The organism is Blautia sp. SF-50 (genome assembly GCF_900101315.1).
Taxonomy (GTDB): Bacteria; Bacillota; Clostridia; order Lachnospirales; family Lachnospiraceae; genus Blautia_A; species Blautia_A fusiformis.
On record NZ_FMUW01000012.1, the window covers coordinates 28,545 to 55,084 of the forward strand.

The following is a 26,540-nucleotide window of genomic DNA, read 5'->3' on the forward strand; positions in this document are numbered from 1 at the left end:
TATCGAAAGGACGTATATAGAGAGATGAAATTAGGAATCGTAGGTCTTCCTAACGTAGGAAAAAGTACATTATTCAATTCACTGACAAAAGCCGGAGCAGAATCCGCAAACTATCCGTTCTGTACTATCGACCCCAATGTGGGTGTTGTAACCGTTCCGGATGAGAGACTGAATCTTCTCGGAGATTTTTATAAATCAAAAAAAGTAACACCGGCAGTGATCGAATTCGTCGATATTGCAGGTCTTGTAAAAGGCGCATCTAAGGGAGAGGGACTTGGAAACCAGTTCCTTGCAAATATCCGTGAGGTAGATGCTATCGTTCACGTGGTACGCTGCTTTGAGGATTCCAATGTTGTTCATGTAGATGGAAGCATTGATCCGCTCCGCGATATCGAGACTATTAATCTGGAGCTTGTTTTCTCTGATCTTGAGATCCTCGAGAGAAGAATTGCCAAGGTTACCAAGACTGCACGTATGGATAAGGAAGCTGCCAAAGAGCTTACATTCCTTGAAAAAGTAAAGGCGCATCTGGAAGAGGGACAGCTTGCCATTACTCTGGAAACAGAGAACGAAGATGAGGATGCATGGCTTGCAACCTATAATCTTCTTACTGCAAAACCGGTGATCTATGCGGCTAACGTTGCAGAGGATGATATCGCAGATGATGGGGCGAACAATCAGTATGTACAGGCAGTACGTGAATATGCTGCCAAACAGAACAGCGAGGTATTTGTGATCTGTGCGCAGATCGAGGAGGAGATCTCCGAGCTGGATGAGGATGAGAGAAAGATGTTCCTTGAGGATCTGGGACTGACAGAATCCGGCCTTGAGAAGCTGGTGCGCGCAAGCTATCACCTTCTTGGACTTATGAGTTTCCTGACAGCAGGAGAGGATGAGACAAGAGCATGGACCATCAAGATCGGAACCAAGGCACCGCAGGCAGCAGGTAAGATCCACACAGACTTTGAACGTGGATTTATCAAAGCAGAGGTTGTGAATTATCAGGATCTTCTGGATTGCGGTTCCTATGCAGGTGCCAGAGAGAAGGGCCTTGTACGTATGGAAGGAAAAGAGTACGTTGTACAGGACGGAGATGTGATCTTATTCAGATTTAACGTGTGATCACCAACGTCTGTGAAATACCGGCTGTAAGCTGAAAAATTATAACAGGTGATTTTATGGATATGTCAATTCGGTTTCCCGGATTAAATCTGGTTTTGGATCATGTGCCGAGATCCTTTGAGATCTTTGGCTTTGAGATCACGATCTATGGCGTCCTGATCGCGATAGGAATGCTTCTGGGAATCTTTTTTGTGGTACTGGAAGCCAGAAGAAATCATGAAGATCCGGATGCATATCTGGATCTGGCCATCATAACGCTGCTTTCCGGTGTGGCAGGGGCAAGGCTGCTTTATGCGGCTTTTTCCTGGAGCCTTTATAAAAATGATCCGGGACAGCTTCTGAATATACGGTCCGGAGGACTTATGTTTTATGGCGGACTTCTGGGCGGTGTGCTGGGTGGTGCGGTCTACTGCAGGATCCGAAAGAAATCCTTCTGGCAGATGGCAGATCTTGCCTGCATGGGACTTCTGATCGGGCAGATAATAGGAAAGTGGGGAAGCTTTTTTAACAGAGAATCTTTCGGGGAATATGCAGACAACATTTTTTCCATGCAGCTGCCGCTGACTGCGGTACGGGCAGGAGAGGTCACCACGGCTATGCGTGAAAAGCTTCAAACCGTGGACGGTGGTACCTGGATTTTGGTACAGCCCTTGTTTTTCTATGAAAGTCTCTGGTGTCTGCTTGTGCTTTTGATGCTTATGATGCTGCTTCGCAAAAAAGTATTTCAGGGAGAGATCTTTCTGAGATATCTGGCAGGCTATGGTCTTGGAAGAGCAGTGCTCCAGTGGTTCCGCACAGATAAAATACTGTTTCCGGGAACCGGCGTGGATGTTTCACTGGTGATCTCGGTAATACTTTTTGTTCTTTGCACCGTGGTAGTTGCAGTGAAACGCGTGATGTCCAGAAAGCGGGCAAAAGTACGGATGAGAAGGATCGAGAAAGATCAGCAGGCAGAGAAAGAAGCGGAACAGCAACGGGAAAATGTAGCAGAGAATCTGGAAACAGAGACTGTACAGGGAGAAAAAAATGGATCAGAACGAGATACAGAAGAAAGAGGAAGCTCTTCGGAAAGCGTCACTTTTGCAGCAGCTGCAGGAGGAACGGAAGAAGCTGGACAGCCAGATCAGGAGCAGGAGCGATCTTCTGAAGAATCTGGAGGCCAGCCAAAGAGTTGATCGTATTCTGGAATTATATTACGGAAACTGAGATCAAACAGATATAGGATACAGGTGCTTTTGTCTGATGGATCAGAATATAGGATAGGATACCGGCATTTGGCTGATAAGAGCAGCAGAAAACTGCCCTGCAGGAAAACGTCTTCTACGACGTTTCCGGCAGGGCAGTTTTTGTGCTGTGCAGTAGGAATATATCAGTACATCTTTCGGAAATCCAGAGGAGTTGTGCCTGTGACTTTACGGAACATGGCGATAAAGTGGCTGGCATCGGAAAATCCCGAAGCGCCGGCAACATCCTGGATCTTCATATCCGGTCTGGAAAGCAGAAGCTCACGTGCGCGGCTGATGCGGTACATGGTAACGTACTCGTAAACCGAGCAGCCCATAAAACGGCGGAACAGACGGGAAAGATACTGCGGAGAGACAAAAACGCTCCGGCTCAGCTGCGCTGCAGTGATATCCTGCTGATAACCGGTTTCGATTTCTTTTATTACCGGAATCACATATCTCTGGTAGAGAGGATTATCCTGTATCTTCGGAGAAGCTGCACAGTCTGTAAAATTCATAAGAAAATTATAGCAGTCGGAAGAAAGAGATTTCATATCCGGTGTGGGCTGATGATATTTACGCAAGGTAGAAGAAATCATTTTCCGGATACTGGCTCCTTGTTCCTTTTCGATAAGGATCACTTCCTGGTTGTCTGTCATGGAAGGAATGCTGCCTGCCAGTGTTCCTGTGAAGGTGGCAAACATCGTGGTCCAGGAAGTAGACTCCCTGTGATAGGAATGAGGGACACCGGGGGCGATGAGGATGCCCTCGTTGGCTCCGAGAGTATAAAATTTTCCACGGACTTCAATGCGTCCGGTACCCTTTTCAGTCTGGAGGTAATGATAATACGGATATCCGTCCGGACGGAAGATATTAACCTGATTCCAGTGGTTCCCAAGAGATTCAAACATGAAGGGAGCACTGACCGGAGTGTTTCTGAAATAGATCGACATGATATTCACCTGTTTCTAAATGTTATATATTTTGGCGAAACATATTATACCATAATCCGGTGGATTATACTATAATGATCATAGCATAAAAAATGAAGGATCCGGCAGAAAAAACAGAATCTGCCGGGCAGGAGGAAAAAATGAAAAAATTTGATCATTCTCTGTTAAAAGATCCCCGGTATTTCAGCGACGGAAGAATGGATGCCCACTCAGATCATACATATTATCGCTGTGAGGAAGAGAGAGAAGATGGGAAAACTTCTTTCCGTCACAGTCTGAATGGTCTCTGGAAGTTCCATTATGCACGGAATTATGCATCTGCTATCCCAGGCTTTGAGGAAGAAGCATATTCCTGTAAGGACTGGGAGGACATTTATGTGCCGGCACATATCCAGATGGAAGGATATGATGCACCGCAGTATGCCAATGTCCAGTATCCGTGGGAAGGCCATGAAGAACTTCATCCGGGACAGATCCCGGAACGTTTTAACCCGGTGGCAAGCTATGTGAGATATTTCCATGTGCCGGAGAGCATGAAAGGAAAAAGAGTATTTGTTTCATTCCAGGGAGCAGAGAGCGGCCTGGCTCTGTGGCTCAATGGAAAATTTGTGGGATACAGTGAAGATTCTTTTACTCCGTCAGAATTCGAGCTTACGGAATATCTGAAGGACGGCGAGAACAAGCTGGCGGCACAGGTGTTTAAATGGACAGCCAGCAGCTGGTGCGAGGATCAGGATTTTTACCGTTTTTCCGGAATTTACAGAGATGTTTATCTGTTTACGGTACCGGATGTCCATGTATATGATCTCAGGATCCGTGCCATTCCGGATGAAACTCTCAAAAAAGCCGAGCTTGAGATCGTGACCAGTACCTGGGGAAAAGGAAAAATGAAGCTTACACTTTCCAGAAAGGGAGAGATCCTTTTGCAGGAGGAAAGATCTCTGAACGGAGAGGATACCTGTACCTGGGAGATTCAGGATCCCCTTCTCTGGAGTGCAGAAGAGCCGAATCTCTATGATCTGGAGCTGGAGATCAGTGATGAAAGCGGAAAGCTCCAGGAGATTATCCCGGAGAAAGTCGGTTTCCGCCGTTTTGAAATGAAGGATGGTATCATGACCCTTAACGGAAAACGTATCGTATTCAAGGGTGTGAACCGCCATGAGTTCAGCTCTGTCACAGGAAGACATGTGTCCCGGGAGGAACTGCTCAAAGACATCGTGACCATGAAACAGAACAACATCAATGCGATCCGTACCTGTCATTATCCGGATGCATCTCCGATCTACCGTCTCTGTGATGAATATGGTATTTACATGATCGCAGAAAACAATCTGGAGTCTCACGGAACCTGGGATATAGCAGAATTTACCGGAGATCACACGGATATCGTTCCGCACAACAAACCAGAATGGCTGGGCATGATGCTGGACCGTGTAAATTCCATGTATCAGCGTGACAAGAACCACCCGGCGATCCTGATCTGGTCCTGTGGAAATGAATCCTTTGGTGGAAAAGATATCTTTGAGATGTCTGAGTTCTACCACAAGAATGATCCTACAAGACTGGTACATTATGAGGGGGTTTTCCATGACCGCAGCTACAATGCCACTAGTGACATGGAAAGCCAGATGTATCCTTCCGTAGAAGCGATCCGGGAGTTCCTTGCAAAGGATGACAGCAAGCCGTTTATCTGTTGTGAGTATACCCATGCAATGGGAAATTCCTGCGGCGCAATGCATAAATATACAGATCTTACAGATACAGAACCGAAATATCAGGGTGGCTTTATCTGGGATTACATTGATCAGTCTATTTACAAAAAAGACCGTTACGGTAAAGAATTCCAGGCATACGGCGGAGACTTCGGTGAACGTCCTACAGATTATAATTTCAGTGGAAACGGTATCGCATACGGCGGAGACAGAGATGCTTCACCAAAGATGCAGGAGGTAAAATTCAACTACCAGAATATCACTGCGCAGGTAAGTGAGGATTCTGTTAAGATCATCAACAAAAATCTTTTTGTAAATACGGACACATTCCGATGTGAAGTAACTCTTGCAAAGAACGGTCATGTTCTCCGCACAGAGACACTGGATACAGCGGTGGAGCCTTTAAGCCAACAGACCTACAGACTTCCATTTGGAAAACAGCAGCGCCAGGGCGAATATACGGTAACCGTAGCCTTCCTTCTCAGAGAAAAAACACTTTGGGCAGAGGCAGGACATGAGGTTGCTTTCGGCCAGTATGTTTATCAGGTGGAAGGAACACCGGAAGCTCCTGCGTGTGGCGTGGAGCTTGTGAGAAGCCTTCATAACATCGGTGTCCGCGGGGAAAATTTCGAAGTGCTGTTTTCCGTTCTCAATGGTGGTTTGGTTTCGTATAAATATGCAGGAAGAGAAATGATCGAAGCGATTCCGAAGCCCAACTTCTGGAGAGCACCTACAGATAATGATTGCGGAAGTCTGATGCAGATGCGCTATGCACAGTGGAAGATCGCCAGTATGTACGCAAGTCATAAGGATTACCGAAAAGGCATGTATGGTCCAGCCAATGCTCCGGAGACAACGGTTCACGAAAACAGCGTGGAGGTTGCTTTTACCTACATACTGCCAACTACGCCTGCCAGTGAATGCCGTCTTGCCTATGAGGTAACCGGAGATGGAAGAGTAAAGACAACGCTGACCTATGATCCTGTAAAAGAGCTGGGTGATATGCCGGAGTTCGGAGTACTCTTTAAATTCAATGCGGATTATGATCATGTTCAGTGGTACGGCCTGGGACCGGCAGAGACTTATGCAGACCGAAAGCATGGCGCAAAGCTCGGCATTTATGAGAATCTCGTGACAGACAATATGGCACGCTATCTTGTGCCGCAGGAATGCGGAAACAAGGAGGAAGTACGCTGGGCAAAGATCACAGACAGAAAGGGCAGAGGAATGCTCTTTGAGATGGATAAAGAAAACGGCCCGATGATGTTCTCGGCACTTCCATATACTCCTCATGAAATGGAAAATGCCATGCATCCCTATGAGCTTCCGGCAATCCATTATACCGTTGTCCGTGCCGCAAAGGCGCAGATGGGAGTTGGAGGAGATGACAGCTGGGGTGCCCGCACCCATCCGGAATACCTTCTGGATACCAATGGAAAGATGAAATTTTCCTTTGCGTTCAAAGGCCTTTAAAATGTCATAAAATAACAGAACATAAAGTCAGAAAAAAGCTTCCGGCGACTGTCCGGAAGCTTTTTCATTTCATAATAATGCACAGAAAATAAACAGGTTGAAAAAAAACCTGTGGATATTTCATGAAATGAAAAAAAACTTGGATATGCACTTGTTTTTTCATGGTAAATAGTTTAGAATGATTACATAAGTGGTAGAAAGTGGTGAATAGTGGTAGCGAATGGGGATGAGTGGCAGAATACACCATTTGCACCCTGGAAGCACGAAGGGGAGAATCGTGTTTCACGAGAGTAGGTGGGTTTCATGTTCATGGGCGAGTATAATCATACGATCGACGCGAAGGGGCGTCTGATCATCCCTTCCAGGTTCAGGGAACTCTTAGGGGAAGAGTTCGTACTGACAAGAGGGTTGGATGGTTGCCTTTCTATTTATCCGATGGATGAATGGGTTGCTTTTGAAGAGAAACTCCGAGCATTACCACTTACAAATAAAGACGCAAGAACCTTTTCACGTTTCTTTGTAGCCGGAGCTACAACATGTCAGCTGGATAAGCAGGGAAGAATCCTGGTGCCGCAGACGCTGCGCCAGTTCGCTGGTCTGGATAAGGATGTGGTGCTTACGGGTAATCTGAACCGGATCGAGGTTTGGAGCAAAGAGAAGTGGAGCGAGAACTGCAATTATGATGATATGGACAGCATTGCGGAAAGCATGCAGAACATAGGAATCGTCATTTGAGCATAACGCAGGTAGAAATCCCACAGGAGACGGATATGGAATTTAAGCATAAATCTGTATTACTCAATGAGACCATTGACGGCTTAAGGGTAAAGCCGGATGGAATCTATGTGGATGGCACTTTAGGAGGAGCGGGACACGCCACAGAGGTGTGTAAGAAACTTTCTGCCAAGGGGAGATTTATTGGCATAGATCAAGACCAGGATGCGATAATTGCTGCGAGTGAACGGCTGTCAGCCTTTAATCAGGTGACAATCATTCGCAGCAATTATTGTTACATGGCAGATGAGCTGAGATCCCGTGGCATTGAGAAGGTGGACGGGATCCTGCTGGATTTGGGAGTGTCATCTTATCAGCTGGATAATGAAGAGAGAGGTTTTTCCTATCGGTACGATTCTCCTCTGGACATGCGAATGGACAGAAGACAGAGCCGTACAGCCGGTGATATAGTCAACGGTTATGAGGAACGGGAGCTGTATCGGATTATCCGCGATTACGGCGAAGATAAATTTGCCAAAAATATAGCGAAACACATTGTGGCTGCCAGAGAGCAGGCACCGATCCGGACAACCGGAGAACTGACAGAGATCATACGGGGTGCGATCCCCATGAAAATACAAGCTACAGGAGGACATCCGGCCAAGAGGACTTTCCAGGCAATACGTATTGAGCTCAACCGGGAGCTTGACGTGCTCCGGGATTCCCTGGACGGCATGATCGATCTCCTGGATGACGGAGGAAGGATCTGTATCATTACATTCCATTCTCTGGAAGACAGGATCGTTAAGACCATTTTCCGAAAAAATGAAAATCCCTGTACCTGCCCGCCGGATTTTCCGGTCTGCGTATGCGGAAAGAAATCCAAGGGTAAGGTGATCACAAGGAAACCGATCTTACCGGGAAAAGAGGAAATGGAAGAGAATCCGAGATCCAAAAGTGCGAAGCTTCGTATTTTTGAACGGAAAATGTAGTTGAGAGATGGAAGGTAGGCAAATGGCGAAGACAGGAAGAGGGACTACAGCCAGAAGAAATCGAAATACCGTCAGGAACAGCAGAGAAATGTATGTTCAGGGAAATGCGGTAAAACGGCTGCAGGAAGTTCCTCAGAGGACTGATCTGCCCGAGATACAGGAAAGGCGACGGCTGGCTCAGAAAAGAAAACAGAAATCCGCAGTACCTGTGACACCGGCAAAACAGGTGGTAAGCAGACAGGCACAGCGGAACCGGGAAAAGGCAATGGCCATGAACAAGGGGTTCGTTCTGTTTCTTACGGCAGTTTCCATCGCGGTACTTTTTACCTGTATCAATTATCTTCAGGTAAAATCCGAAATCACGGCGAGTATGAAAAATGTTGCAAATCTGGAATCTGAGCTTGCACAGCTGAAAGAAGATAACGATGCATATTACAGTCAGGTCACTTCTGCAGTGGATATCAGCGAGATCAAGAAAAAAGCTATCGGCGAGCTTGGAATGAAATATCCTTCGGAGGATCAGATACAGACCTATACCACGGAAGGAAACAGTTATGTGAGACAGTATCAGGATGTGGACACACACAAGTAACAGAAGTACAGTTTTTAAGCAGGTGATCGATTGAGTACAAGAAGGCGCAGGCCGGTAAAAAAAATAAATTACAGTATGAAGAAAAAGCTGGCAGTACTATTTTCCTTAGTGTTGCTGGCTTTAGTCGGTTTGGTGGCAAGAATTACCTATATCAATGCCACCAGCGGAAGCAAATATCGAAAGCAGGTGCTGAGTCAGGCTCAGCAGAAATATGAAAATCAGACACTTCCGGCAAAAAGAGGAGATATCTATGACCGGAACGGGAATATCCTGGCAACTAGCAACAAGGTCTATAATGTGATCCTTGACTGTCTGGAGGTCAATAAGGATCAGGATTCCGTGGAGCCTACCATAAAGGCTCTTGTGGAAGTCCTGGGATTGGACGAAGATGAGATGCGGAAGCTTCTCACCGACAGCAGTACAAAAAAAAGTCAGTATCAGATCGTAAAGAAACAGATTTCCATGGACGACAAAAAAGCCTTCGAAAAATACGAAGATCCGGGAGACGACAGTGAACTGACTGCCACGCAGCTGAAAGAACGTTCCAGGATCACAGGTGTATGGTTTGAGGAAGATTATCTCAGATCTTATCCGTTTAATGAGACTGCCTGTGATACCGTTGGATTTACACTTTCCAGAGATGTGGCGGATGCCGGACTGGAGGGATATTACAATGCGACACTTACCGGTGTGGATGGAAGACAGTACGGATACATCAACAACAATTCCGACGTAGAACAGACGATCATCGAACCGACGGATGGCAAAAGCATTGAGACCTCGCTGGATCTGGGACTTCAGCAGATCGTGGAAAAATACGTAAATACCTTTAAAGAAAAGATGGGAGCCAAAAATGTAGGCGTGATCATCGAGGATCCGAAAACAGGAGAGATCCTGGCAATGGACGGCGGTGACCGTTATGACCTGAATAACCCGAGAGATCTTTCAAATGTGTATTCCCAGAGTGAGATCGCTGCCATGAACGATGAGGAAACCGTGGAAGCGCTGAATGGAATGTGGAGTAATTTCTGCGTGACAGATGCCTACGAGCCGGGATCGGTTGTAAAGCCCATCGCTATGGGCTCCGCACTTGAAATGGGAGCGATTTCCGAGAGCGATAATTTTGTCTGTGACGGCGGACAGTCTTTTGGAGCGGAAGGTGCGACTACTTTTATCAAATGTGCGGTATGGCCGGATGCTCACGGGACAGAAGCTCTTTCCGATGTCATTGCCAATTCCTGCAACGATGGTATGATGCAGATCGCAGCAAAGATGGGAAAAGATAATTTTCTTAAGACACAGAGCGTTTTCAATTTCGGAACAAGAACCGGTATCGATCTTCCCAATGAGGGAAGCGGTGTGATCCATACCAGCGATACCATGGGAGAAACGGAGCTTGCATGCTCTGCTTTCGGACAGGGCTATACACTGACCATGATACAGGAGATCAATGCAATGTGTTCTGTGATCAATGGAGGATACTACTATCAGCCTCATCTGGTGACGAAGATCAAGGACAGCAGCGGCGGAATCGTAAAAACGATCTCTCCGACACTGATGAAGCAGACGATTTCCGAGAAGATATCTGCAGATATCCGCTCCTACATGGCTGCCAGCGTAGACCATGGTACCAGCCGTACCTCCAAGGTGCAGGGCTACAGCTCCGGTGGTAAAACCGGTACTGCCGAGAAGCTTCCGCGAGGCAATGGCAAGTATCTGGTATCCTTTATCGGATTTGCACCGGTAGATGATCCGGCGCTTGTGATCTATGTAGTTGTGGATGAGCCGAAGGTAGATGATCAGGCAAGCAGTACGTACGCACAGTACATTGCACAGGGAATCCTTTCCGAAGCACTTCCGTATCTGAATGTACAGCCGGATGAGGCAGAGGATGGAGAAGTTCCGACTACAGAGCTGTGGGAACTTTTTAAGGGAATCAGCGATTCTGCAACAGGAACCGGCGCGGACGGGCAGAAGGAGGCAATTTCCGATGAGAATGTACCAAGTCCGCCGGAAGATGCGTCGGAGGACAGTGATACCGAAGATAATAACGATATGCAGAGCGAAGGTCTTACCAACGAGGAGGCCGGTCTGGAATAGATAAAAAGAATACCCTCTCAGGGGAACGTCATATATTACAGTGACGACCTCTGAGAGGGATTTTTTTATGATCCGGACCATGGTTTATCACAGGAAAAAAATATGGATGGTTTTTCTGATCTGCATAATGCTTCTTCTGGGACTTGTGGGAAGACTCTGGTATCTTATGAATGTTCGGGCAGAATATTATTCAAAAAAGGCGGAGGATCTTCATGAGAGGGAACGTGACATAAAAGCAGCTAGGGGAAAGATCCTGGACATCAGGGGAAATATTCTGGCAGATAACCGGACAGTCTGCACAGTATCGGTGATACACAGCCAGATCAAAGATCCTGAAAAAGTGATCCGTGTACTGTCCGGAGCATTGTCTGTAAAAGAAGAGGAAATCCGAAAAAAAGTTGAAAAAATTTCTTCTATTGAAAGAATACAGACAAACGTGGAAAAAAGCATTGGAGACAGGATCCGGGAATATGACCTTGAGGGAGTGAAGGTAGATGAGGATTATCGGAGATATTATCCTTATGGATCTCTCGCTTCAAAAGTACTGGGATTTACCGGAGGTGATAATCAGGGGATTATTGGTCTTGAAGTGAAATACGATGAGATCCTGAAAGGAGAGCCCGGAAAGATCCTCACAGTTACGGATGCACGTGGTGTGGAGATCGACGGAACCGGAGAACGGAGGAAGGAACCGGTGTCAGGAAATACTCTGCGTACCAGTCTGGATGTTAATATCCAGGAATATGTGCAGCAGGCAGCCGGTAAAGTCATGGAAGAAAAACAGGCGGAGAGAGTTTCCATACTGCTTATGAACCCTCAGAACGGAGAAATCTATGCCTGTGTCAATGTGCCTGAATTTGATCTGAACGATCCGTTTACTCTGAATACAGAAGAAACAGCAGCAGAGGGAGAAAAGAAGCAGGATCTTCTGAACCGGATGTGGAGAAACCCCTGTCTGAATGATACCTATGAACCTGGCTCGACTTTTAAGATCATCACTATGGCAGCAGGGCTGGAGGAAGGAGTGGTGTCAACAGAGGATCGTTTTTTCTGTCCGGGCTATAAGGTGGTGGAGGACCGGCGGATCCACTGTGCAAAGAGAACAGGACATGGTGCGCAGAGTTTTGTAGAAGGTGCCCAGAACTCCTGTAACCCGGTATTTATTGAGGTGGGCCTGCGGCTTGGAGCAGACCGTTATTACAAATATTTTAAACAGTTCGGACTTTTGAAAAAAACAGGGATAGATCTTCCGGGAGAGGCAGGAACGATCATGCATAACCCCAAAAATATGGGAGAGGTGGAGCTTGCCACGGTATCCTTTGGCCAGTCGTTTCAGATCACACCGATCCAGCTTGCAACAACCGTCAGTGGGATCATCAATGGCGGAAACCGGATCACACCTCATTTTGGGATCAGCGTGGAAAGTGCGGACGGAACAAAGGTGCGGACACTGGAATATCCGGTGGAAAGCGGGATCGTGTCCGGTGAGACTTCCCGGACAGTACGTACGATCCTGGAAACTGTAGTTTCAGAAGGCTCCGGAAAAAATGCCGGGATTCAGGGGTTTTCCATTGGGGGAAAAACAGCTACCTCTCAGACACTGCCCAGAGGCTCCGGCAGATATATTTCTTCATTCCTGGGGTTTGCCCCGGCAGAGGATCCGAAGGTCCTGGCTCTTTGTATCATCTATGCACCCCAGGGTATGTATTATGGTGGGATCATTGCCGCACCGGTGGTACGCAGTATTTTTGAAAATGTACTTCCCTATCTTGGAATCGAGAGGACAGTTACGGAAACTTCATCCGGGGAAAACCGGGCAGATGGGGTTGATTAATGAGGATAAAAGCCTTATACTGTTGAAGAAGTATAAAAAAACGAAAGAATTAGAGGTGTGAGGATGGAGTTTCATGTTGTGATCCCTGTGCTGATCTCATTTGCGATCAGCCTTGTATTAGGACCGATTGTTATCCCTTTTTTAAGAAGACTTAAAATGGGACAGACAGAGAGAGAGCTGGGTGTGCAGTCCCACCTGAAAAAGAACGGTACCCCTACTATGGGTGGGGTGATCTTTCTCATTGCAACAACTGTAACATCACTGTTTTATATCAGAGATTATCCGATGATCATCCCGGTACTTTTCCTGACACTGGGATTTGGACTGATCGGATTTCTGGATGATTATCTGAAGGTAGTTCTGAAGCGTTCTGACGGACTTCTGCCATGGCAGAAAATGGCACTGCAGATCGTTGTGACAGCTGTATTTGCTTTTTATCTTGTAAATTATTCCAACGTATCCCTGACTATGAAGATCCCGTTCTGGAGTGGACATTATCTGAACCTGGGATGGTTTGCAGTTCCGGTACTGTTCTTTGCGGTGATCGGTACAGTAAACGGAGTCAATTTTACGGATGGACTTGACGGACTGGCTTCCAGTGTTACCCTGATTGTGGCAGTATTCTTTACGGTGGTTTCCCTTGGAATGAACAGTGGTGTGGAACCGATCACCTGTGCAGTTGTGGGCAGTCTGATGGGATTTCTTCTGTTTAATGTATATCCTGCCAAGGTATTTATGGGAGACACCGGTTCTCTGGCATTGGGTGGCTTTGTGGCTGGTGTGGCTTATGCCATGCAGATGCCGCTGTTTATCATCCTGGTCGGACTGATCTACCTTGTGGAGGTATTGTCTGTTATGCTCCAGGTATCCTATTTCAAGGCAACACACGGAAAAAGAATCTTCAAGATGGCGCCTATCCACCATCATTTTGAGCTTTGTGGGTGGTCCGAGACACGAGTTGTTGCAGTGTTCTCTGTTGTAACTGCTATTATGTGCCTGATCGCTCTCCTGGCATTATAAGGAGGAACAGAAAAATGGATTTAAAAGGAAAAAAAGTTCTCGTTTTCGGAGCCGGAAAAAGCGGCATTGGAGCAGCTGATCTGCTTGGAAGTGCAGGAGCACAGCCGGTGATCTATGACGGAAACGCAGATCTTGATAAAGAGGCAGTATTACATAAAACAAACGGAAAATACACCCCGGAGATCTGGGCCGGAGATTTTCCTGAGAGAGCGCTGGACAGTCTTGATCTTATAGTGCTAAGTCCGGGAGTTCCCACAGACCTGCCGCTGGTAAAGAGCTTCTATGAAAAGGGCCTTCCGGTATGGAGCGAGGTGGAGCTTGCCTATCGTACAGGCAAGGGAGAGGTTCTTGCGATCACAGGAACCAACGGTAAGACAACAACAACAGCACTCCTCGGAAAGATCATGGGAGATGCCCGTGAATCTGTATTTGTTGTAGGAAATATCGGAACTGCATATACATCCAAATCATTGGAGATGAGGGAGGATTCCGTAACTGTTGCGGAGATCAGCAGCTTTCAGCTGGAGACTATTGACCAGTTCCGCCCAAAGGTAAGTGCGATCCTCAACATCACAGAGGACCATCTGAACCGTCATCATACCATGGAGGAATACATCCGTGTAAAAGAGCTGATCACCAAAAATCAGGGACCGGAAGATGTATGTGTTCTGAATTACGAGGATGAAGTCCTTCGTAAATTCGGTGAAAATATCGTTCCGAAGGTGGTATATTTCTCAAGTCTTCGTAAACTGGATCAGGGAATCTATCTGGACGGAGACCAGATCATTCTCAAAACAGAAAAAGAAGAGATACCGATCGTAAAAACCGAAGAGCTTAAGATCCTGGGACGTCATAATCACGAGAATGTAATGGCAGCAGCCGCCATGGCATATTATGCGGGCGTTTCTGTGGAGAGTATCCGCAAGAGTGTCTGTGAGTTTGTGGCAGTTCCACACAGGATCGAGTATGTGACAGAGAAAAACGGTGTTGCATATTACAACGATTCCAAGGGAACCAATCCGGATGCGGCCATCAAGGGGATTCAGGCAATGAACCGTCCGACTCTTCTGATCGGCGGTGGCTATGACAAGGAATCCAGCTATGATGAGTGGATAGAATCCTTCGACGGAAAAGTCCGTTATCTTGTTCTCATCGGTCAGACGAAAGAGAAGATCAAAGCAGCAGCAGAACGTCTTGGATTTACAGATATCATCCTCTGCGAGGATCTGAAGGAAGCTGTCCGGGTCTGTGCGGAAAAAGCCAATCCCGGAGATGCAGTTCTGCTTTCACCGGCATGTGCGAGCTGGGGACAGTTTGATAATTATGAGCAGCGCGGTGACATGTTCAAGGAATACGTGAAAGCACTGTAATAATCCGAAAAATACATACATAAGCTGAAATAAAGACCACTGTGGAGGCCATGCATGGAGGCAGGACAGAAACAGACCGGAAAGACAGATACCGTTCTCTGGGTACTGGTTCTGATTCTGGTGGTATTGGGACTCGGGGCGCTTTTTTCGGCAAGTGAATATAATGGCAGAGTACGTTTCCACGACTCTGCCTATTATTTTAAGAAGCAGCTCTTTGCCACGGCACTGGGGCTGCTTGTTATGTATCTGGCATCACGGGTAGATTACCGGCTGTCTGTAAAGCTGGCGCCGGCTGCCTATATTTTTTCGCTTTTCCTGTCTGCTGCAGTCCTGCTTTTCGGACAGGAGATCAATGGATCGAAGAGGTGGCTGAACCTGGGGCCGCTTTCCTTTCAGCCATCGGAGTTTTCCAAGGTGGCAGTGATATTGTTTCTGGTGTGGCAGATCAGCAATACAAAAAGCAAAACAACCGGATTCTGGTTTATCTGCAGGACTATGATGACTTTGCTTCCGGTAGCAGGTCTGGTGGGCTCCAATAACTTAAGCACAGCGGTGATCATTCTGGGGATCGGTGTGCTGCTGATTTTTGTGGCCAATCCCAGGTATCTGCAGTTTCTCGCACTTGGAGGTGCGGGGATAGGATTTATTGCGGTTTTTCTTGCCGCGGAGAGTTATCGTCTGGAACGCCTGGCAATCTGGCGGGATCCGGAAAAATATGAAAAAGGATTTCAGACCATACAGGGCCTGTATGCAATCGGAAGCGGAGGGATCTTCGGCAAGGGGTTCGGGAACAGTCTGCAGAAGCTGGGATTTGTCCCGGAAGCCCAGAATGATATGATATTTTCTATTGTGTGTGAGGAAACGGGGATACTGGGAGCTTTTCTGACACTTTTTCTGTTTGGTATTCTGATCTGGAGACTTTGTATTCTGGCATTAAACTGCCGGGATCTGCAGGGAACGCTGCTGTGCGCCGGGATCATGGCACATATGGCGATCCAGGTAGTCCTGAATGTTGCAGTAGTAACGAATACGATTCCCAACACCGGGATCACTCTGCCCTTTGTAAGCTATGGCGGAACTTCTGTTGTTTTTCTTCTGGGGGAAATGGGGCTGGCCTTAAGTGTCAGCAGTCACAGACATGGAAGGATCACATAGAATAACAAGTAAGAGGCCCTTTTAGGAGTGGAATACTTGAATGAGATCGATGAGATCATCGTGACCGGAGGCAGGCCGCTGCATGGAAGCGTCCGGATCCAGGGGTCAAAAAATGCGGCACTTCCGGTTATGGCAGCAGCACTCTTAAGCACCGGGACCAGTGTACTGCGGGGATGCCCGAGAATCAGTGATGTATATTTGATGGAAAAGATCCTGAAATATCTGGGGGCAGAAACCTGGTGGGAAGGTCAAGATCTTTATCTGGACTGCAGCCATGCGGACGGCACCATGATACCGGAGTGTTATTCCGGAAAAATGCGTTCTTCCGTGATCTTAATGGGAGCAATGCTGGGGCGGAGCAAAATGGCACAGACAGGATATCCCGGAGGCTGTGTGATCGGGAAGCGGCCGGTGGATCTTCATATCCAGGTTTTGCGCCGCCTTGGGGCAGCTGTGGTGGAAAACGGCGGGATGATCCGGGCATCCTGTGGAAAACTCCGAGGTGCAGAGATGTTTTTTCAAAAAAGAAGTGTAGGCGCTACAGAACAGGGCATTCTGGCAGCGGTCCTTGCAGAGGGGAAAACAGTCCTTAACGGCTGCGCCTGTGAACCGGAAATTTATTGGCTTTGCCATTATCTTACCGGAATGGGGGCAAAGATCCGGATCCGTGAAAATGGCTGTATCTGTATTGAAGGAGTGGAGAAGCTTGAAGCTGGCGATAGCTGCATTCCACCAGACCGTATTGTCGCCGGGACCTATCTCATGGCAGCGGCGGCAACCAGAGGAGAGATCATCCTGGAAAATCCGCCTCTGGAGGAAATGGATGGAATCCTGGACGTATATCGGAAAATGGGTGGACAATGCCGCAGGGTAGGTGGTAAACTAATAGTCAACGGAAAAAATACAGGTTTTCCCCTGGAGCTTCTGGAAACAGAAGTTTATCCGGGATTTCCTACAGACCTGCAGTCTCCTGCGATGGCGGTACTGGCCACGATCCCGGGAGTGAGCAGGATCCGCGAGAAGATTTTTGAAGACAGATATAAAACAGCTTCATGGCTCTGTAAAATGGGAGCACAGATCCAGATCCGGGATGGAGTTGCTGTGATATACGGAGGGCAGCCCCTGACCGGTTGTATTGTGGAAGCAGAGGAACTTCGCGGTGGTGCGGCACTTGTGATCGCAGCACTTGCCGCGCAGGGGATTACCAGGATCCGGGGCTGTTGTTTCATAGAAAGAGGCTATGAACATATCTGTGAGGATCTGACCGCACTGGGCGGTCTGCTGATAAAGGACAGAGGAACTTTATGAAAACATCAAAAAAAAAGCCACTGAAAGCAGTTGGCGGACTTCTTGTTCTGCTGCTGGCAGGAATTATTTTCTTTTTTACGTATTATCAGGTAGATGAAGTGCAGGTGATGGGCAGCAACCATTATTCTGAAAAACAGATCAGGAAGATGGTGCTTAGGGGGCCGCTGGCATCCAATTCTGTTCTTGCACCGCTTCTTTATACTAAGCAGAATACAAAGGATGTTCCCTTTATAGAAGGCTATACCGTAACAAGGCTGAACCGGCACACCATTTGTGTCAGTGTGAAGGAGAAGGATATCGTTGGCTGTATCCCTTATCTGGACAGTTATATTTATTTTGACAGAAACGGTATTTTTGTGGAAGGATCCACGGAACGTAACGAAAAAATCCCGTTTTTTGACGGGATCAAAGTCAAAAAAGTGATCCAGAACGAGAAACTCCCCATCAAGGATGAAACGGTGATGAACACGGCAGTTGCTCTTTCTACTATTTTTGCAAAAAATGATAAGGTTCCGGATCACATTGAATTTGAAGACGACGGACAGATCAGTCTTGTTTACGGGGATATCACAGTTAAACTTGGAAAGGATGAATATCTGGAAGACAAAATGACCAGAGTTCTGGCTATCCTTCCGATGATTTCCGAAAAAAAAGGAATTCTCCATGCAGAAAATGTAAATGATAATTCCAAGAACATTACCCTGGAGCAGGAACAGGACGAGAGCCAGACTTCCGCAGAAAACTGGACCGGAGGCTATGATGAGGAAGGAAATTACACCGGAGAAGGCGAATACGACGAAAATGGCAACTATGTAGGACCGAAACCGCAGACGGATCTGGAGTATGCGCAGGAAAACTGGGTAGGTGGCTATGATGAAGAGGGAGATTACACAGGCAGTGGTGAGTACGATGCCAACATGACCTATGTAGGCGAAGCCCCCACAGAAGAAACCATGGCAGAAAAAGGAAACTGGAAGGGCGGTTACCGGGAAGACGGAGGCTATGACGGAGTCAGTGAATATGACCGTGATGGCAATTACGTAGGCACTCTGGAGGATTATCAGACTTCGGCAGAAAGCTCCGGAGACGGAACAGACTCCGAAGATCCAGATGCTCAGAGTACGGATACCGAAGATACAGAAAATGAAGAAGACTCTTCAGACAGCAGTACGGACAGCACCGAGGAAGAGGTTGATTACAGCAGTGATCAGGAAGAAGGCGCTGAGGATTATGATGAAAATTCGTACAGCGATTACAGTGATGAGTCCGATTATGAGTAAAGATAAAAAAGCTTTCTTAATATATAGTACCGGTATTTGGACATTTTGCCAGAGATTGTTTTGTAAATGTTTCGGTTAATAGAAACAGTGCCGAAATTTAGTGAAAAAAGTATAAAAAAACAAAATTAATGGTTGATTAATTACCGAAAAAAATATATGATATAACTATGTGTATATGTAGCTTGGAATAGATTATTACACTGAATCGGATATCAGGTAGAAATAAAGGAGGAAGTACATTGTTAGAGATAATGACGAATGAGGCTGAGTCTTCTGCGAAAATTATTGTAATTGGAGTAGGCGGCGCAGGTAATAATGCGGTAAACAGAATGGTGGAAGAGGCCATTGGCGGAGTTGAGTTTGTAGGTGTTAATACCGATAAACAGGCTCTGACACTGTGTAAAGCTCCGACTGTACTTCAGATTGGTGAGAAAATTACGAAAGGTCTCGGCGCCGGTGCACAGCCGGAGGTTGGACAGAAGGCAGCTGAGGAGAGCATTGAGGAAGTTAAGAAGATCATCGAGGGAGCGGACATGGTTTTCGTTACCTGTGGTATGGGAGGCGGAACCGGAACCGGAGCTGCTCCTGTGATCGCCGGTGCGGCAAAAGAGATGGGTATCCTGACTGTCGGTGTTGTTACCAAGCCTTTCCGTTTTGAAGCAAAGACCCGTATGAACAATGCACTTGCGGGAATCGAAAATCTGAAGAAAGCAGTTGACACTTTGATTGTCATCCCCAATGACAAATTACTTGAGATCGTTGACAGAAGAACAACCATGCCGGAAGCACTGCGTAAGGCTGATGAGGTTCTTCAGCAGGCAGTACAGGGTATTACAGACCTGATCAATCTGCCGGCTCTGATCAACCTTGACTTTGCAGATGTGCAGACAGTCATGACAGACAAGGGAATCGCTCATATCGGTATCGGTGAGGCAAGAGGTGATGACAAGGCTATGGAGGCTGTACAGCAGGCGGTATCTTCTCCGCTTCTTGAGACAACCATCAAGGGCGCTACTCATGTGATCATCAATATTTCCGGAGATATTTCTCTTATGGATGCCAACGATGCTGCAAGCTATGTACAGGAGCTTACAGGTGAGGATGCAAACATCATCTTTGGTGCTATGTATGATGATTCTGTTGCAGATTATGCGAGAATTACAGTTATTGCTACAGGTCTTACAGACAATAACCTTCAGAACACACCATTTGGAAACAGAGCTTCCAATTCTGTATTCGGAAACACCAAAAAAACAAGCCAGTCACAGCCAGGCGGTATGAACCTTAACATGCCAAGCTTCAGCCTGCCGACTATGAATTCCACACAGTTTGGAACAAAGGCTCCTACAAGCACTGTTCAGAAAAAGGACATCCAGATCCCGGATTTTCTTAAGAACAGATAATAAATGAACATGATAAGATCCGGCAGAGACTCCATCTGGAACGCTGCCGGATCTTTTTGACTTTCTGATCAAAAGAAACAGGAATGTCTGCTCTGTATGGAAACAGGATTTCTGTTCAGGATATCAGCATTCGCAGCTGAAAGTATCACATTTTGTATCACAGCAGCGATGTGCATTGTCACCGGTTACATTGATGGAAGCTGCGGTGCATTTGCAGTGCTCATTGTAGGTGCAGTTGTGTGCTTTGCAGTCGATGTTAACGGTCTCACACCCACAGCAGGGATCTGCGGAATTTTTTACAGCACACTCTTCCTGGTCACGGAAGCTTTCACAGGCGGTGTCGTCCGCATAACGAGCATCTGCACCTTCGACACTGATGGCTCCCCTGGAACAGAGAGAATTTTTGTTATAGCAGCAGTTGTGTGCGGAGCATTTAAGACTTGTCATAAAAGTGTCCTCCTGATAATTATGATTTTATCGGAAACCGTCAGCCTGCCGGAATGCGCATCCTGTCTGATCGTCAGCACTGCGGTAAGGCTTGACAGATTCCGATGTTGCATAGTATGTCCGGAAGAAGAAAAATTTATACTCAAAAAATAAATACAGAATAATATAAAAAACAGTTGACAAATAGCAGACACCATGGTATTCTCTTAGAGTACGTAGCGAAAAGAAAGCAGAGTTCACTCTCACCTCAGCGCTGAAGATAAGCGACTCAGGTCAATATTGCACAGTACTGCGAACGGACCAACCATCAGTGCGCAGGTGTAATTATTTGAAGTGTGGACATCTGTCTGCGCTTTTTTTGTGCGGCTTAAGCTACATTAATGAGAAAGAAAAAAATAATTCTATCATGTTCATGGAGGTGTACAACAATTAGCGGTTTAATGATTAACGAACAGATCAGAGACAGAGAGGTACGCTTGATTGGTCCGGACGGAGCTCAGCTTGGAATCGTGTCCGCCAGAGAAGCGATGGCGAAAGCGCAGGAGGCAGGACTTGACCTTGTAAAGATTGCCCCACAGGCGAAACCGCCGGTATGCAAGATCATCGATTACGGTAAATACCGTTACGAGCTTGCAAGAAAAGAAAAAGAGGCCAGAAAAAAGCAGAAAACCATCGATGTCAAAGAAGTGCGTCTTTCCCCGAACATTGATACGAATGATTTGAAGACGAAGGTAAATGCAGCAAGAAAGTTCCTTAGCAAGGGCGACAGAGTTAAGGTTACACTTCGTTTCCGCGGAAGAGAGATGGCACATATGTCCAGCAGTAGGCATGTGCTTGATGACTTCGCAGATCTTCTGTCCGATATAGCGACTGTAGAGAAGGCTCCGAAGGTAGAAGGCAGAAGCATGACTATGTTTCTGACTGAGAAACGGTAGATATCTCAGTCTTCACGGCAACAGCCGGGCAGAACGGGATGCTATATAAAATTTAGAAGTACCAAATCAAGGAGGAATTCATAATGCCAAAAATTAAAACTTGCAGAGCAGCAGCAAAGCGCTTTAAAAAAACAGGTACAGGAAAATTAGTAAGAAATAAAGCCTACAAGAGCCATATCCTTACAAAGAAATCTCAGAAGAGAAAGAGAAATCTGAGAAAATCTACTGTTGTTGATTCTACTAATGTAAAGAGCATGAAGAAAGTATTACCATATTTATAAGATAGAGAAGACGAACAGGAGGAGAATTAAGAAATGGCAAGAATTAAAGGCGGATTAAACGCAAAGAAAAGACATAACCGTACATTAAAACTGGCAAAAGGCTACAGAGGAGCCCGTTCCAAACAGTATAGAGTAGCAAAACAGTCTGTAATGAGAGCTCTTACAAGCTCCTATGCAGGAAGAAAACAGAAGAAACGTCAGTTCAGACAGCTCTGGATCGCTCGTATCAACGCAGCAGCAAGAATGAACGGACTTTCTTACAGCAAAATGATGCACGGCCTTAAGGTTGCAAACATCGACATCAACAGAAAGATGCTTGCAGAGATGGCTGTTAACGATGCAGCAGGCTTCACAGCTCTTGCTGAGATCGCTAAGAAAGCAATCGCATAAGTAAAGTATTAAGAGACGAAGGAGTCCAGGGAATTTTTCCCTGGATTTTTTTGTAAAAAAATTCAGACAATTTGCCGAAAAACGACACAAGCTGTACAGCGGACAAGTGTCCGCGTTGTGCAATCAGACGAAAAACAACAGATAACTAAATTTGCCCTTGAAATAAAAAATATGCGATGCTATAATTTTACCATTAAACATTAGTAACGCGACAAAGCGCAGGAGGAGAGATTATTATGAAGAATTGGAAGAAAGTAATCGGCGTTGCATCAGCAGCAGCGATGACAGCAGCTATGATGATGCCTGCATCCGTTTTTGCGGCAGAGGATGAGACATTTAAGATCGGTGTGATCGGACCGATGACAGGTGATTACGCACAGTACGGTACCAACGTATACAACGCAGCCAAGATCGCAGCTGATGAGATCAACGAGAACGGTGGATTCAACGGATATAAAGTAGAGATTCTTGACGCAGGTGATGACCAGGGAGATCCAGAGAAGGCTGTTAACGCATACAATGACCTGATCGATAAAGGAATGCAGATGCTCTGTGGAACTGTAACATCCGGTTCCTGTATCGCAGTAGGAGCTGAGGCAGCTGAGGATACATTCCTCTTCACACCATCCGCAACAGCACTTGACTGTATCACAGCAGGAACAAACGAGTTCCGTATGTGCTTCACAGACCCGGCACAGGGAACCAAATCTTCTCAGTACATTTCCGAGCACAAACTTGCAACGAAAGTAGCAGTACTTTATGATTCCGCTGCTGACTACAACTCCGGTGTACATGACGCATTCGTTGCAGCAGCTGCTGATGACGGACTTGAAGTAGTTGCAGATGAGGCTTACACAACAGACAGCAACACAGACTATTCTGTACAGCTTGCAAAGATCAAGAAGAGCGGCGCTGAGCTTCTTTTCCTTCCGAACTACTATTCCGACAATGCGCTGATCCTTCAGCAGGCATCTGAGGCAGGACTTGACATTAAATTCTTTGGTGTAGATGGCATGGATGGTATCCTCAATGTAGAGAACTTCGATAAATCCCTTGCAGAGGGTGTTATGCTTCTGACACCATTCTCCGCAACAGCTACAGATGAGAAGAGCCAGAACTTTGTAAAAGCATACGGCGATGCTCACAACGGTGAGATCCCGAACCAGTTTGCGGCAGATACATATGATGTACTTTACGCAATGCAGCTTGCAGCTGACGATGCAAAGATCACACCAGATATGGAAAATGCAGACATCAGTGCAGCAATGAGCGCATCCATGGCAAACATCGAGCTTGACGGACTTACCGGAAAAGCAAAATGGACCGAGGATGGCGAGTGTGATAAAGAGCCGAAAGCATTCGAGATCAAAGACGGTGCTTATGTAGAGATGAAATAAGTAATTTCTGTTAACGTTAGGGGTCAGGGGACGGTCACCTTTAGTGGGAACCGTCCCCTTTTTCCCTTATCAATAAACAATTAAAAGAGGTGCGTTATGAGTTTTATATCTTATTTAAAAGACGGCATCAGTCTTGGCAGTATCTATGCGATCATCGCACTTGGATATACCATGGTTTATGGTATTGCCAAGATGCTGAACTTCGCACACGGAGATGTTATTATGGTGGGAGCTTATATCATCCTTACCTGTATCACAAGAGGCGGCATGTCACCGATCCTTGCTGTGATCCTTTCCGTTGTGATCTGTACACTGCTTGGTGTTGTCATTGAGAAGGTAGCTTACAGTCCACTTAGAAAAGCTTCCTCAAACCTGGCCGTTCTTATCACGGCTATCGGTGTCAGTTATCTGCTTCAGAACCTGGCACTTCTGATCTTCGGCGCAGATGCCAAGAGTTTCGTAGCTGTTATCAAAGTTCCGTCCATCACACTGTTTGACGGTGAGCTTACCATCAAGGGAATCACCATCGTAACCATCCTTGCATGTATCATTATCATGGTGGGACTTTCCCTCTTTGTAAAAAAGACAAAACCTGGCCGTGCCATGCAGGCGGTTTCCGAGGACAGAGATGCGGCACAGCTGATGGGAGTTAACGTCAATGCGACAATTTCCCTCACATTTGCCATTGGTTCCGGACTTGCAGCGATCGCAGGCCTTCTGCTCTGTCAGACTTATCCGACACTGACTCCGTACACAGGAGCCATGCCTGGTATCAAAGCTTTCGTAGCTGCTGTATTCGGTGGAATCGGTTCGATTCCGGGAGCTATGGTCGGCGGCATCCTTCTGGGAATCATCGAGATCTTCGGAAAAGCTTATATTTCTTCCCAGGTTGCAGATGCGATCGTATTTGCAGTCCTGATCGTCGTGCTTCTTGTAAAACCTACCGGACTGTTCGGCAAGAACATCCAGGAGAAAGTGTAAGGTGGCCGATATGAAGAATATGAAAAACAAAACAACAAAAAATAACATGATCAACTATGGAATTGTCATTGTGCTTTTTGTGATCGTACAGGCACTTTCCTCAACTGGAAATCTTTCCAGACTTCTTATGGGACTTCTTGTTCCCCTTTGTGTTTATACCATTGCATCAGTTTCCCTGAACCTGGTAGTCGGTTTTTCCGGTGAGCTGAGCCTTGGACATGCGGGCTTCATGTGCGTGGGAGCTTTTTCCAGTGCCCTGTTTTCACAGGTTGCTGCAGACTCCATTCCGCAGGTTCCTCGCTTTATCCTTGCAATCCTTGTAGGTGCGGCAGTTGCAGCACTGTTCGGTGTGATCATCGGTATTCCGGTACTTCGTCTCCGCGGTGACTACCTGGCTATTGTTACACTGGCTTTTGGTGAGATCATCAAGAACCTGATCAATGTACTTTACATTGGCGTGGATGACAAAGGACTTCACGTTGCAACAAGTGCAGCCGGTCTTCATCTGGAAGCCGGCGGAAAGCAGATTCTCAAAGGTGCCCTTGGTATTTCGGGAACAGCAACTCTTTATAAAGATATCAAGAATTACTTTTTCCTGATCGGCGTGATCCTGCTTCTTCTCACATTGTTTATTGTACAGAACCTTGTAAACTCCAGAAGCGGACGTGCTATTATGTCAACCAGGGACAACCGTATTGCAGCGGAGTCTGTAGGAATCAATATCACCAGATATAAGCTGCTGGCATTTACAATTTCTGCAGCCCTTGCAGGAGTTGCAGGTGTGCTGTATGCACATAACCTTTCTCTTCTTAAGGTTTCTGTATTCGATTACAATATGTCCATTCTGGTACTTGTGTATGTAGTACTTGGAGGAATCGGAAATATCAGAGGATCTATCATTGCAACCATTATCCTTTATGCACTGCCTGAGCTTCTCCGTGGATTCGCAAACTACCGTATGCTGATCTATGCTATCGTACTGATCATCATGATGCTCTTTAACTGGGCACCGGCGGCGAGAGACTGGAGAGCACGCATGGTAGAGAAATTTAAAGGCAAAAAAGAGAAAAAGGAGGTGGCCTGATCATGGCAATGCTGGAAGTAAATAATCTGTCTATCCAGTTCGGCGGTCTTCGTGCTGTTGACGGCTTTAATATGACCATTGAGAAGGGACAGCTCTATGGACTGATCGGACCTAACGGTGCCGGTAAGACAACGGTATTCAACCTTCTCACAGGTGTATACAAACCAACAGAGGGAATCATCAGACTGGACGGCCAGGACATCACCGGAAAAAGCACCATTGAGATCAACAAGGCCGGAATCGCAAGAACCTTCCAGAATATCCGTCTTTTCAAGGATATGCCGGTTCTTGACAATGTAAAAGTAGGACTTCACAATCATCATCCATATTCCACACTGACCGGGATCTTAAGACTGCCGAAATATTACAAGGTAGAAAAAGAGATGAATGAACGTGCCATGGAGATACTGAGGGTGTTTGATCTGGATAAGGAAGCAGACACTCTGGCAGGAAATCTGCCTTATGGTAAACAGCGTAAGCTGGAGATCGCCAGAGCTCTTGCCACAGAGCCAAAGCTTCTTCTCCTGGATGAGCCGGCGGCTGGTATGAACCCGAATGAGACACAGGAGCTGATGGATACTATCCGTTTTGTGCGGGAGCATTTTGATATGATTGTTCTTCTGATCGAGCACGACATGAAACTGGTGGGCGGTATCTGTGAGGAACTTACAGTTCTGAACTTCGGTCAGGTACTGATCCAGGGTGAGACATCTGCAGTGCTGAAAGACCCGACGGTTATCACTGCATATCTGGGAGAATAAGGAGGAACGAGAC

The 26,540-nt window shown here is 46.5% G+C and carries 23 protein-coding genes; 21 read left to right on the plus strand and 2 right to left on the minus strand.

The window, feature by feature from the left end:
• The first annotated feature begins 24 nt into the window (after positions 1-24).
• Positions 25-1,122: a redox-regulated ATPase YchF gene (ychF, locus tag BLP57_RS09195; RefSeq protein WP_022426886.1), complete on the plus strand. Its 1,098-nt coding sequence runs from the start codon at positions 25-27 to the stop codon at positions 1,120-1,122.
• Positions 1,123-1,178: 56 nt separating this feature from the next.
• Positions 1,179-2,297: a prolipoprotein diacylglyceryl transferase gene (gene lgt / locus BLP57_RS09200; RefSeq protein ID WP_092071165.1), complete on the plus strand. Its 1,119-nt coding sequence runs from the start codon at positions 1,179-1,181 to the stop codon at positions 2,295-2,297.
• A 194-nt stretch (positions 2,298-2,491) separates the two neighbouring features.
• Here lgt and BLP57_RS09205 read toward each other — a convergent pair whose 3' ends face one another.
• On the minus strand, positions 2,492-3,298 hold the full coding sequence (locus tag BLP57_RS09205) for a helix-turn-helix domain-containing protein (protein WP_015526109.1): 807 nt from the start codon (positions 3,296-3,298) through the stop codon (positions 2,492-2,494).
• A 140-nt stretch (positions 3,299-3,438) separates the two neighbouring features.
• Between BLP57_RS09205 and BLP57_RS09210 the strand changes: the two genes are divergently transcribed.
• From BLP57_RS09210 to ftsZ, 12 genes are all read left to right on the plus strand, one after another.
• Positions 3,439-6,483: a glycoside hydrolase family 2 TIM barrel-domain containing protein gene (locus BLP57_RS09210; protein ID WP_092071237.1), complete on the plus strand. Its 3,045-nt coding sequence runs from the start codon at positions 3,439-3,441 to the stop codon at positions 6,481-6,483.
• Positions 6,484-6,786: 303 nt separating this feature from the next.
• On the plus strand, positions 6,787-7,218 hold the full coding sequence (gene mraZ / locus BLP57_RS09215) for a division/cell wall cluster transcriptional repressor MraZ (protein ID WP_021651636.1): 432 nt from the start codon (positions 6,787-6,789) through the stop codon (positions 7,216-7,218).
• A gap of 35 nt (positions 7,219-7,253) precedes the next feature.
• Entirely contained in the window at positions 7,254-8,189 is a 936-nt protein-coding gene (gene rsmH / locus BLP57_RS09220) for a 16S rRNA (cytosine(1402)-N(4))-methyltransferase RsmH (RefSeq protein WP_015526106.1), read from the plus strand.
• A 22-nt stretch (positions 8,190-8,211) separates the two neighbouring features.
• Positions 8,212-8,781 carry a hypothetical protein gene (locus BLP57_RS09225; protein WP_015526105.1) on the plus strand — a complete coding sequence of 190 codons (570 nt, stop codon included), beginning with the start codon at positions 8,212-8,214 and terminating at the stop codon, positions 8,779-8,781.
• A gap of 108 nt (positions 8,782-8,889) precedes the next feature.
• Entirely contained in the window at positions 8,890-10,881 is a 1,992-nt protein-coding gene (locus BLP57_RS09230; RefSeq protein WP_242872593.1) for a peptidoglycan D,D-transpeptidase FtsI family protein, read from the plus strand.
• 67 nt (positions 10,882-10,948) lie between these two features.
• The gene (locus BLP57_RS09235; protein ID WP_175442968.1) at positions 10,949-12,715 is read left to right on the plus strand and encodes a peptidoglycan D,D-transpeptidase FtsI family protein; all 1,767 of its coding nucleotides are present in this window, start codon (positions 10,949-10,951) and stop codon (positions 12,713-12,715) included.
• 63 nt (positions 12,716-12,778) lie between these two features.
• Positions 12,779-13,735, plus strand: a complete 957-nt coding sequence (mraY, locus tag BLP57_RS09240) for a phospho-N-acetylmuramoyl-pentapeptide-transferase (protein WP_015526100.1) — start codon at positions 12,779-12,781, stop codon at positions 13,733-13,735.
• A gap of 14 nt (positions 13,736-13,749) precedes the next feature.
• The gene (murD, locus tag BLP57_RS09245) at positions 13,750-15,105 is read left to right on the plus strand and encodes a UDP-N-acetylmuramoyl-L-alanine--D-glutamate ligase (RefSeq protein WP_015526099.1); all 1,356 of its coding nucleotides are present in this window, start codon (positions 13,750-13,752) and stop codon (positions 15,103-15,105) included.
• Between the two features lie 54 nt (positions 15,106-15,159).
• Positions 15,160-16,260, plus strand: coding sequence for an FtsW/RodA/SpoVE family cell cycle protein (locus BLP57_RS09250; RefSeq protein WP_092071168.1), 1,101 nt, complete (start codon positions 15,160-15,162; stop codon positions 16,258-16,260).
• A 27-nt stretch (positions 16,261-16,287) separates the two neighbouring features.
• Positions 16,288-17,568, plus strand: coding sequence for a UDP-N-acetylglucosamine 1-carboxyvinyltransferase (murA, locus tag BLP57_RS09255; protein ID WP_242872590.1), 1,281 nt, complete (start codon positions 16,288-16,290; stop codon positions 17,566-17,568).
• Positions 17,565-18,848: a cell division protein FtsQ/DivIB gene (locus BLP57_RS09260; protein ID WP_092071174.1), complete on the plus strand. Its 1,284-nt coding sequence runs from the start codon at positions 17,565-17,567 to the stop codon at positions 18,846-18,848. Before murA ends, BLP57_RS09260 begins: the two co-directional genes overlap by 4 nt.
• A 251-nt stretch (positions 18,849-19,099) precedes the next feature.
• Positions 19,100-20,251: a cell division protein FtsZ gene (gene ftsZ, locus BLP57_RS09265; RefSeq protein ID WP_015526094.1), complete on the plus strand. Its 1,152-nt coding sequence runs from the start codon at positions 19,100-19,102 to the stop codon at positions 20,249-20,251.
• A 123-nt stretch (positions 20,252-20,374) separates the two neighbouring features.
• Here the strand turns inward: ftsZ and BLP57_RS09270 are convergent, their stop codons facing one another.
• Positions 20,375-20,698 carry a DUF1540 domain-containing protein gene (locus BLP57_RS09270; protein ID WP_092071177.1) on the minus strand — a complete coding sequence of 108 codons (324 nt, stop codon included), beginning with the start codon at positions 20,696-20,698 and terminating at the stop codon, positions 20,375-20,377.
• A 440-nt stretch (positions 20,699-21,138) separates the two neighbouring features.
• Between BLP57_RS09270 and infC the strand changes: the two genes are divergently transcribed.
• From infC to BLP57_RS09305, 7 genes are all read left to right on the plus strand, one after another.
• On the plus strand, positions 21,139-21,633 hold the full coding sequence (gene infC, locus BLP57_RS09275) for a translation initiation factor IF-3 (protein ID WP_015526092.1): 495 nt from the start codon (positions 21,139-21,141) through the stop codon (positions 21,631-21,633).
• A gap of 83 nt (positions 21,634-21,716) precedes the next feature.
• Complete coding sequence (rpmI, locus tag BLP57_RS09280) at positions 21,717-21,914, plus strand: 50S ribosomal protein L35 (RefSeq protein ID WP_021651646.1); 198 nt, start codon at positions 21,717-21,719, stop codon at positions 21,912-21,914.
• 33 nt (positions 21,915-21,947) lie between these two features.
• Positions 21,948-22,304 (plus strand): 50S ribosomal protein L20, encoded by a 357-nt coding sequence (gene rplT, locus BLP57_RS09285; protein ID WP_015526090.1) that lies wholly within the window; start codon positions 21,948-21,950, stop codon positions 22,302-22,304.
• A 236-nt stretch (positions 22,305-22,540) separates the two neighbouring features.
• Positions 22,541-23,701: an ABC transporter substrate-binding protein gene (locus BLP57_RS09290; protein WP_092071179.1), complete on the plus strand. Its 1,161-nt coding sequence runs from the start codon at positions 22,541-22,543 to the stop codon at positions 23,699-23,701.
• A 96-nt stretch (positions 23,702-23,797) separates the two neighbouring features.
• Positions 23,798-24,682: a branched-chain amino acid ABC transporter permease gene (locus BLP57_RS09295; protein ID WP_015526088.1), complete on the plus strand. Its 885-nt coding sequence runs from the start codon at positions 23,798-23,800 to the stop codon at positions 24,680-24,682.
• Positions 24,683-24,692: 10 nt separating this feature from the next.
• Complete coding sequence (locus BLP57_RS09300; protein WP_173722504.1) at positions 24,693-25,766, plus strand: branched-chain amino acid ABC transporter permease; 1,074 nt, start codon at positions 24,693-24,695, stop codon at positions 25,764-25,766.
• Positions 25,767-25,768: 2 nt separating this feature from the next.
• Complete coding sequence (locus BLP57_RS09305) at positions 25,769-26,527, plus strand: ABC transporter ATP-binding protein (protein ID WP_092071185.1); 759 nt, start codon at positions 25,769-25,771, stop codon at positions 26,525-26,527.
• Positions 26,528-26,540 lie beyond the last annotated feature (13 nt).

Coding starts and splice junctions, on each gene's coding strand:
- ychF (WP_022426886.1), top strand. CDS start 25: ATGAAATTAGGAATCGTAGGTCTTCCTAACGTAGGAAAAAGTACATTA.
- lgt (WP_092071165.1), top strand. CDS start 1,179: ATGGATATGTCAATTCGGTTTCCCGGATTAAATCTGGTTTTGGATCAT.
- BLP57_RS09205 (WP_015526109.1), bottom strand. CDS start 3,298: ATGTCGATCTATTTCAGAAACACTCCGGTCAGTGCTCCCTTCATGTTT.
- BLP57_RS09210 (WP_092071237.1), top strand. CDS start 3,439: ATGAAAAAATTTGATCATTCTCTGTTAAAAGATCCCCGGTATTTCAGC.
- mraZ (WP_021651636.1), top strand. CDS start 6,787: ATGTTCATGGGCGAGTATAATCATACGATCGACGCGAAGGGGCGTCTG.
- rsmH (WP_015526106.1), top strand. CDS start 7,254: ATGGAATTTAAGCATAAATCTGTATTACTCAATGAGACCATTGACGGC.
- BLP57_RS09225 (WP_015526105.1), top strand. CDS start 8,212: ATGGCGAAGACAGGAAGAGGGACTACAGCCAGAAGAAATCGAAATACC.
- BLP57_RS09235 (WP_175442968.1), top strand. CDS start 10,949: ATGATCCGGACCATGGTTTATCACAGGAAAAAAATATGGATGGTTTTT.
- mraY (WP_015526100.1), top strand. CDS start 12,779: ATGGAGTTTCATGTTGTGATCCCTGTGCTGATCTCATTTGCGATCAGC.
- murD (WP_015526099.1), top strand. CDS start 13,750: ATGGATTTAAAAGGAAAAAAAGTTCTCGTTTTCGGAGCCGGAAAAAGC.
- BLP57_RS09250 (WP_092071168.1), top strand. CDS start 15,160: ATGGAGGCAGGACAGAAACAGACCGGAAAGACAGATACCGTTCTCTGG.
- BLP57_RS09260 (WP_092071174.1), top strand. CDS start 17,565: ATGAAAACATCAAAAAAAAAGCCACTGAAAGCAGTTGGCGGACTTCTT.
- ftsZ (WP_015526094.1), top strand. CDS start 19,100: ATGACGAATGAGGCTGAGTCTTCTGCGAAAATTATTGTAATTGGAGTA.
- BLP57_RS09270 (WP_092071177.1), bottom strand. CDS start 20,698: ATGACAAGTCTTAAATGCTCCGCACACAACTGCTGCTATAACAAAAAT.
- infC (WP_015526092.1), top strand. CDS start 21,139: ATGATTAACGAACAGATCAGAGACAGAGAGGTACGCTTGATTGGTCCG.
- rpmI (WP_021651646.1), top strand. CDS start 21,717: ATGCCAAAAATTAAAACTTGCAGAGCAGCAGCAAAGCGCTTTAAAAAA.
- rplT (WP_015526090.1), top strand. CDS start 21,948: ATGGCAAGAATTAAAGGCGGATTAAACGCAAAGAAAAGACATAACCGT.
- BLP57_RS09290 (WP_092071179.1), top strand. CDS start 22,541: ATGAAGAATTGGAAGAAAGTAATCGGCGTTGCATCAGCAGCAGCGATG.
- BLP57_RS09295 (WP_015526088.1), top strand. CDS start 23,798: ATGAGTTTTATATCTTATTTAAAAGACGGCATCAGTCTTGGCAGTATC.
- BLP57_RS09300 (WP_173722504.1), top strand. CDS start 24,693: ATGAAGAATATGAAAAACAAAACAACAAAAAATAACATGATCAACTAT.
- BLP57_RS09305 (WP_092071185.1), top strand. CDS start 25,769: ATGGCAATGCTGGAAGTAAATAATCTGTCTATCCAGTTCGGCGGTCTT.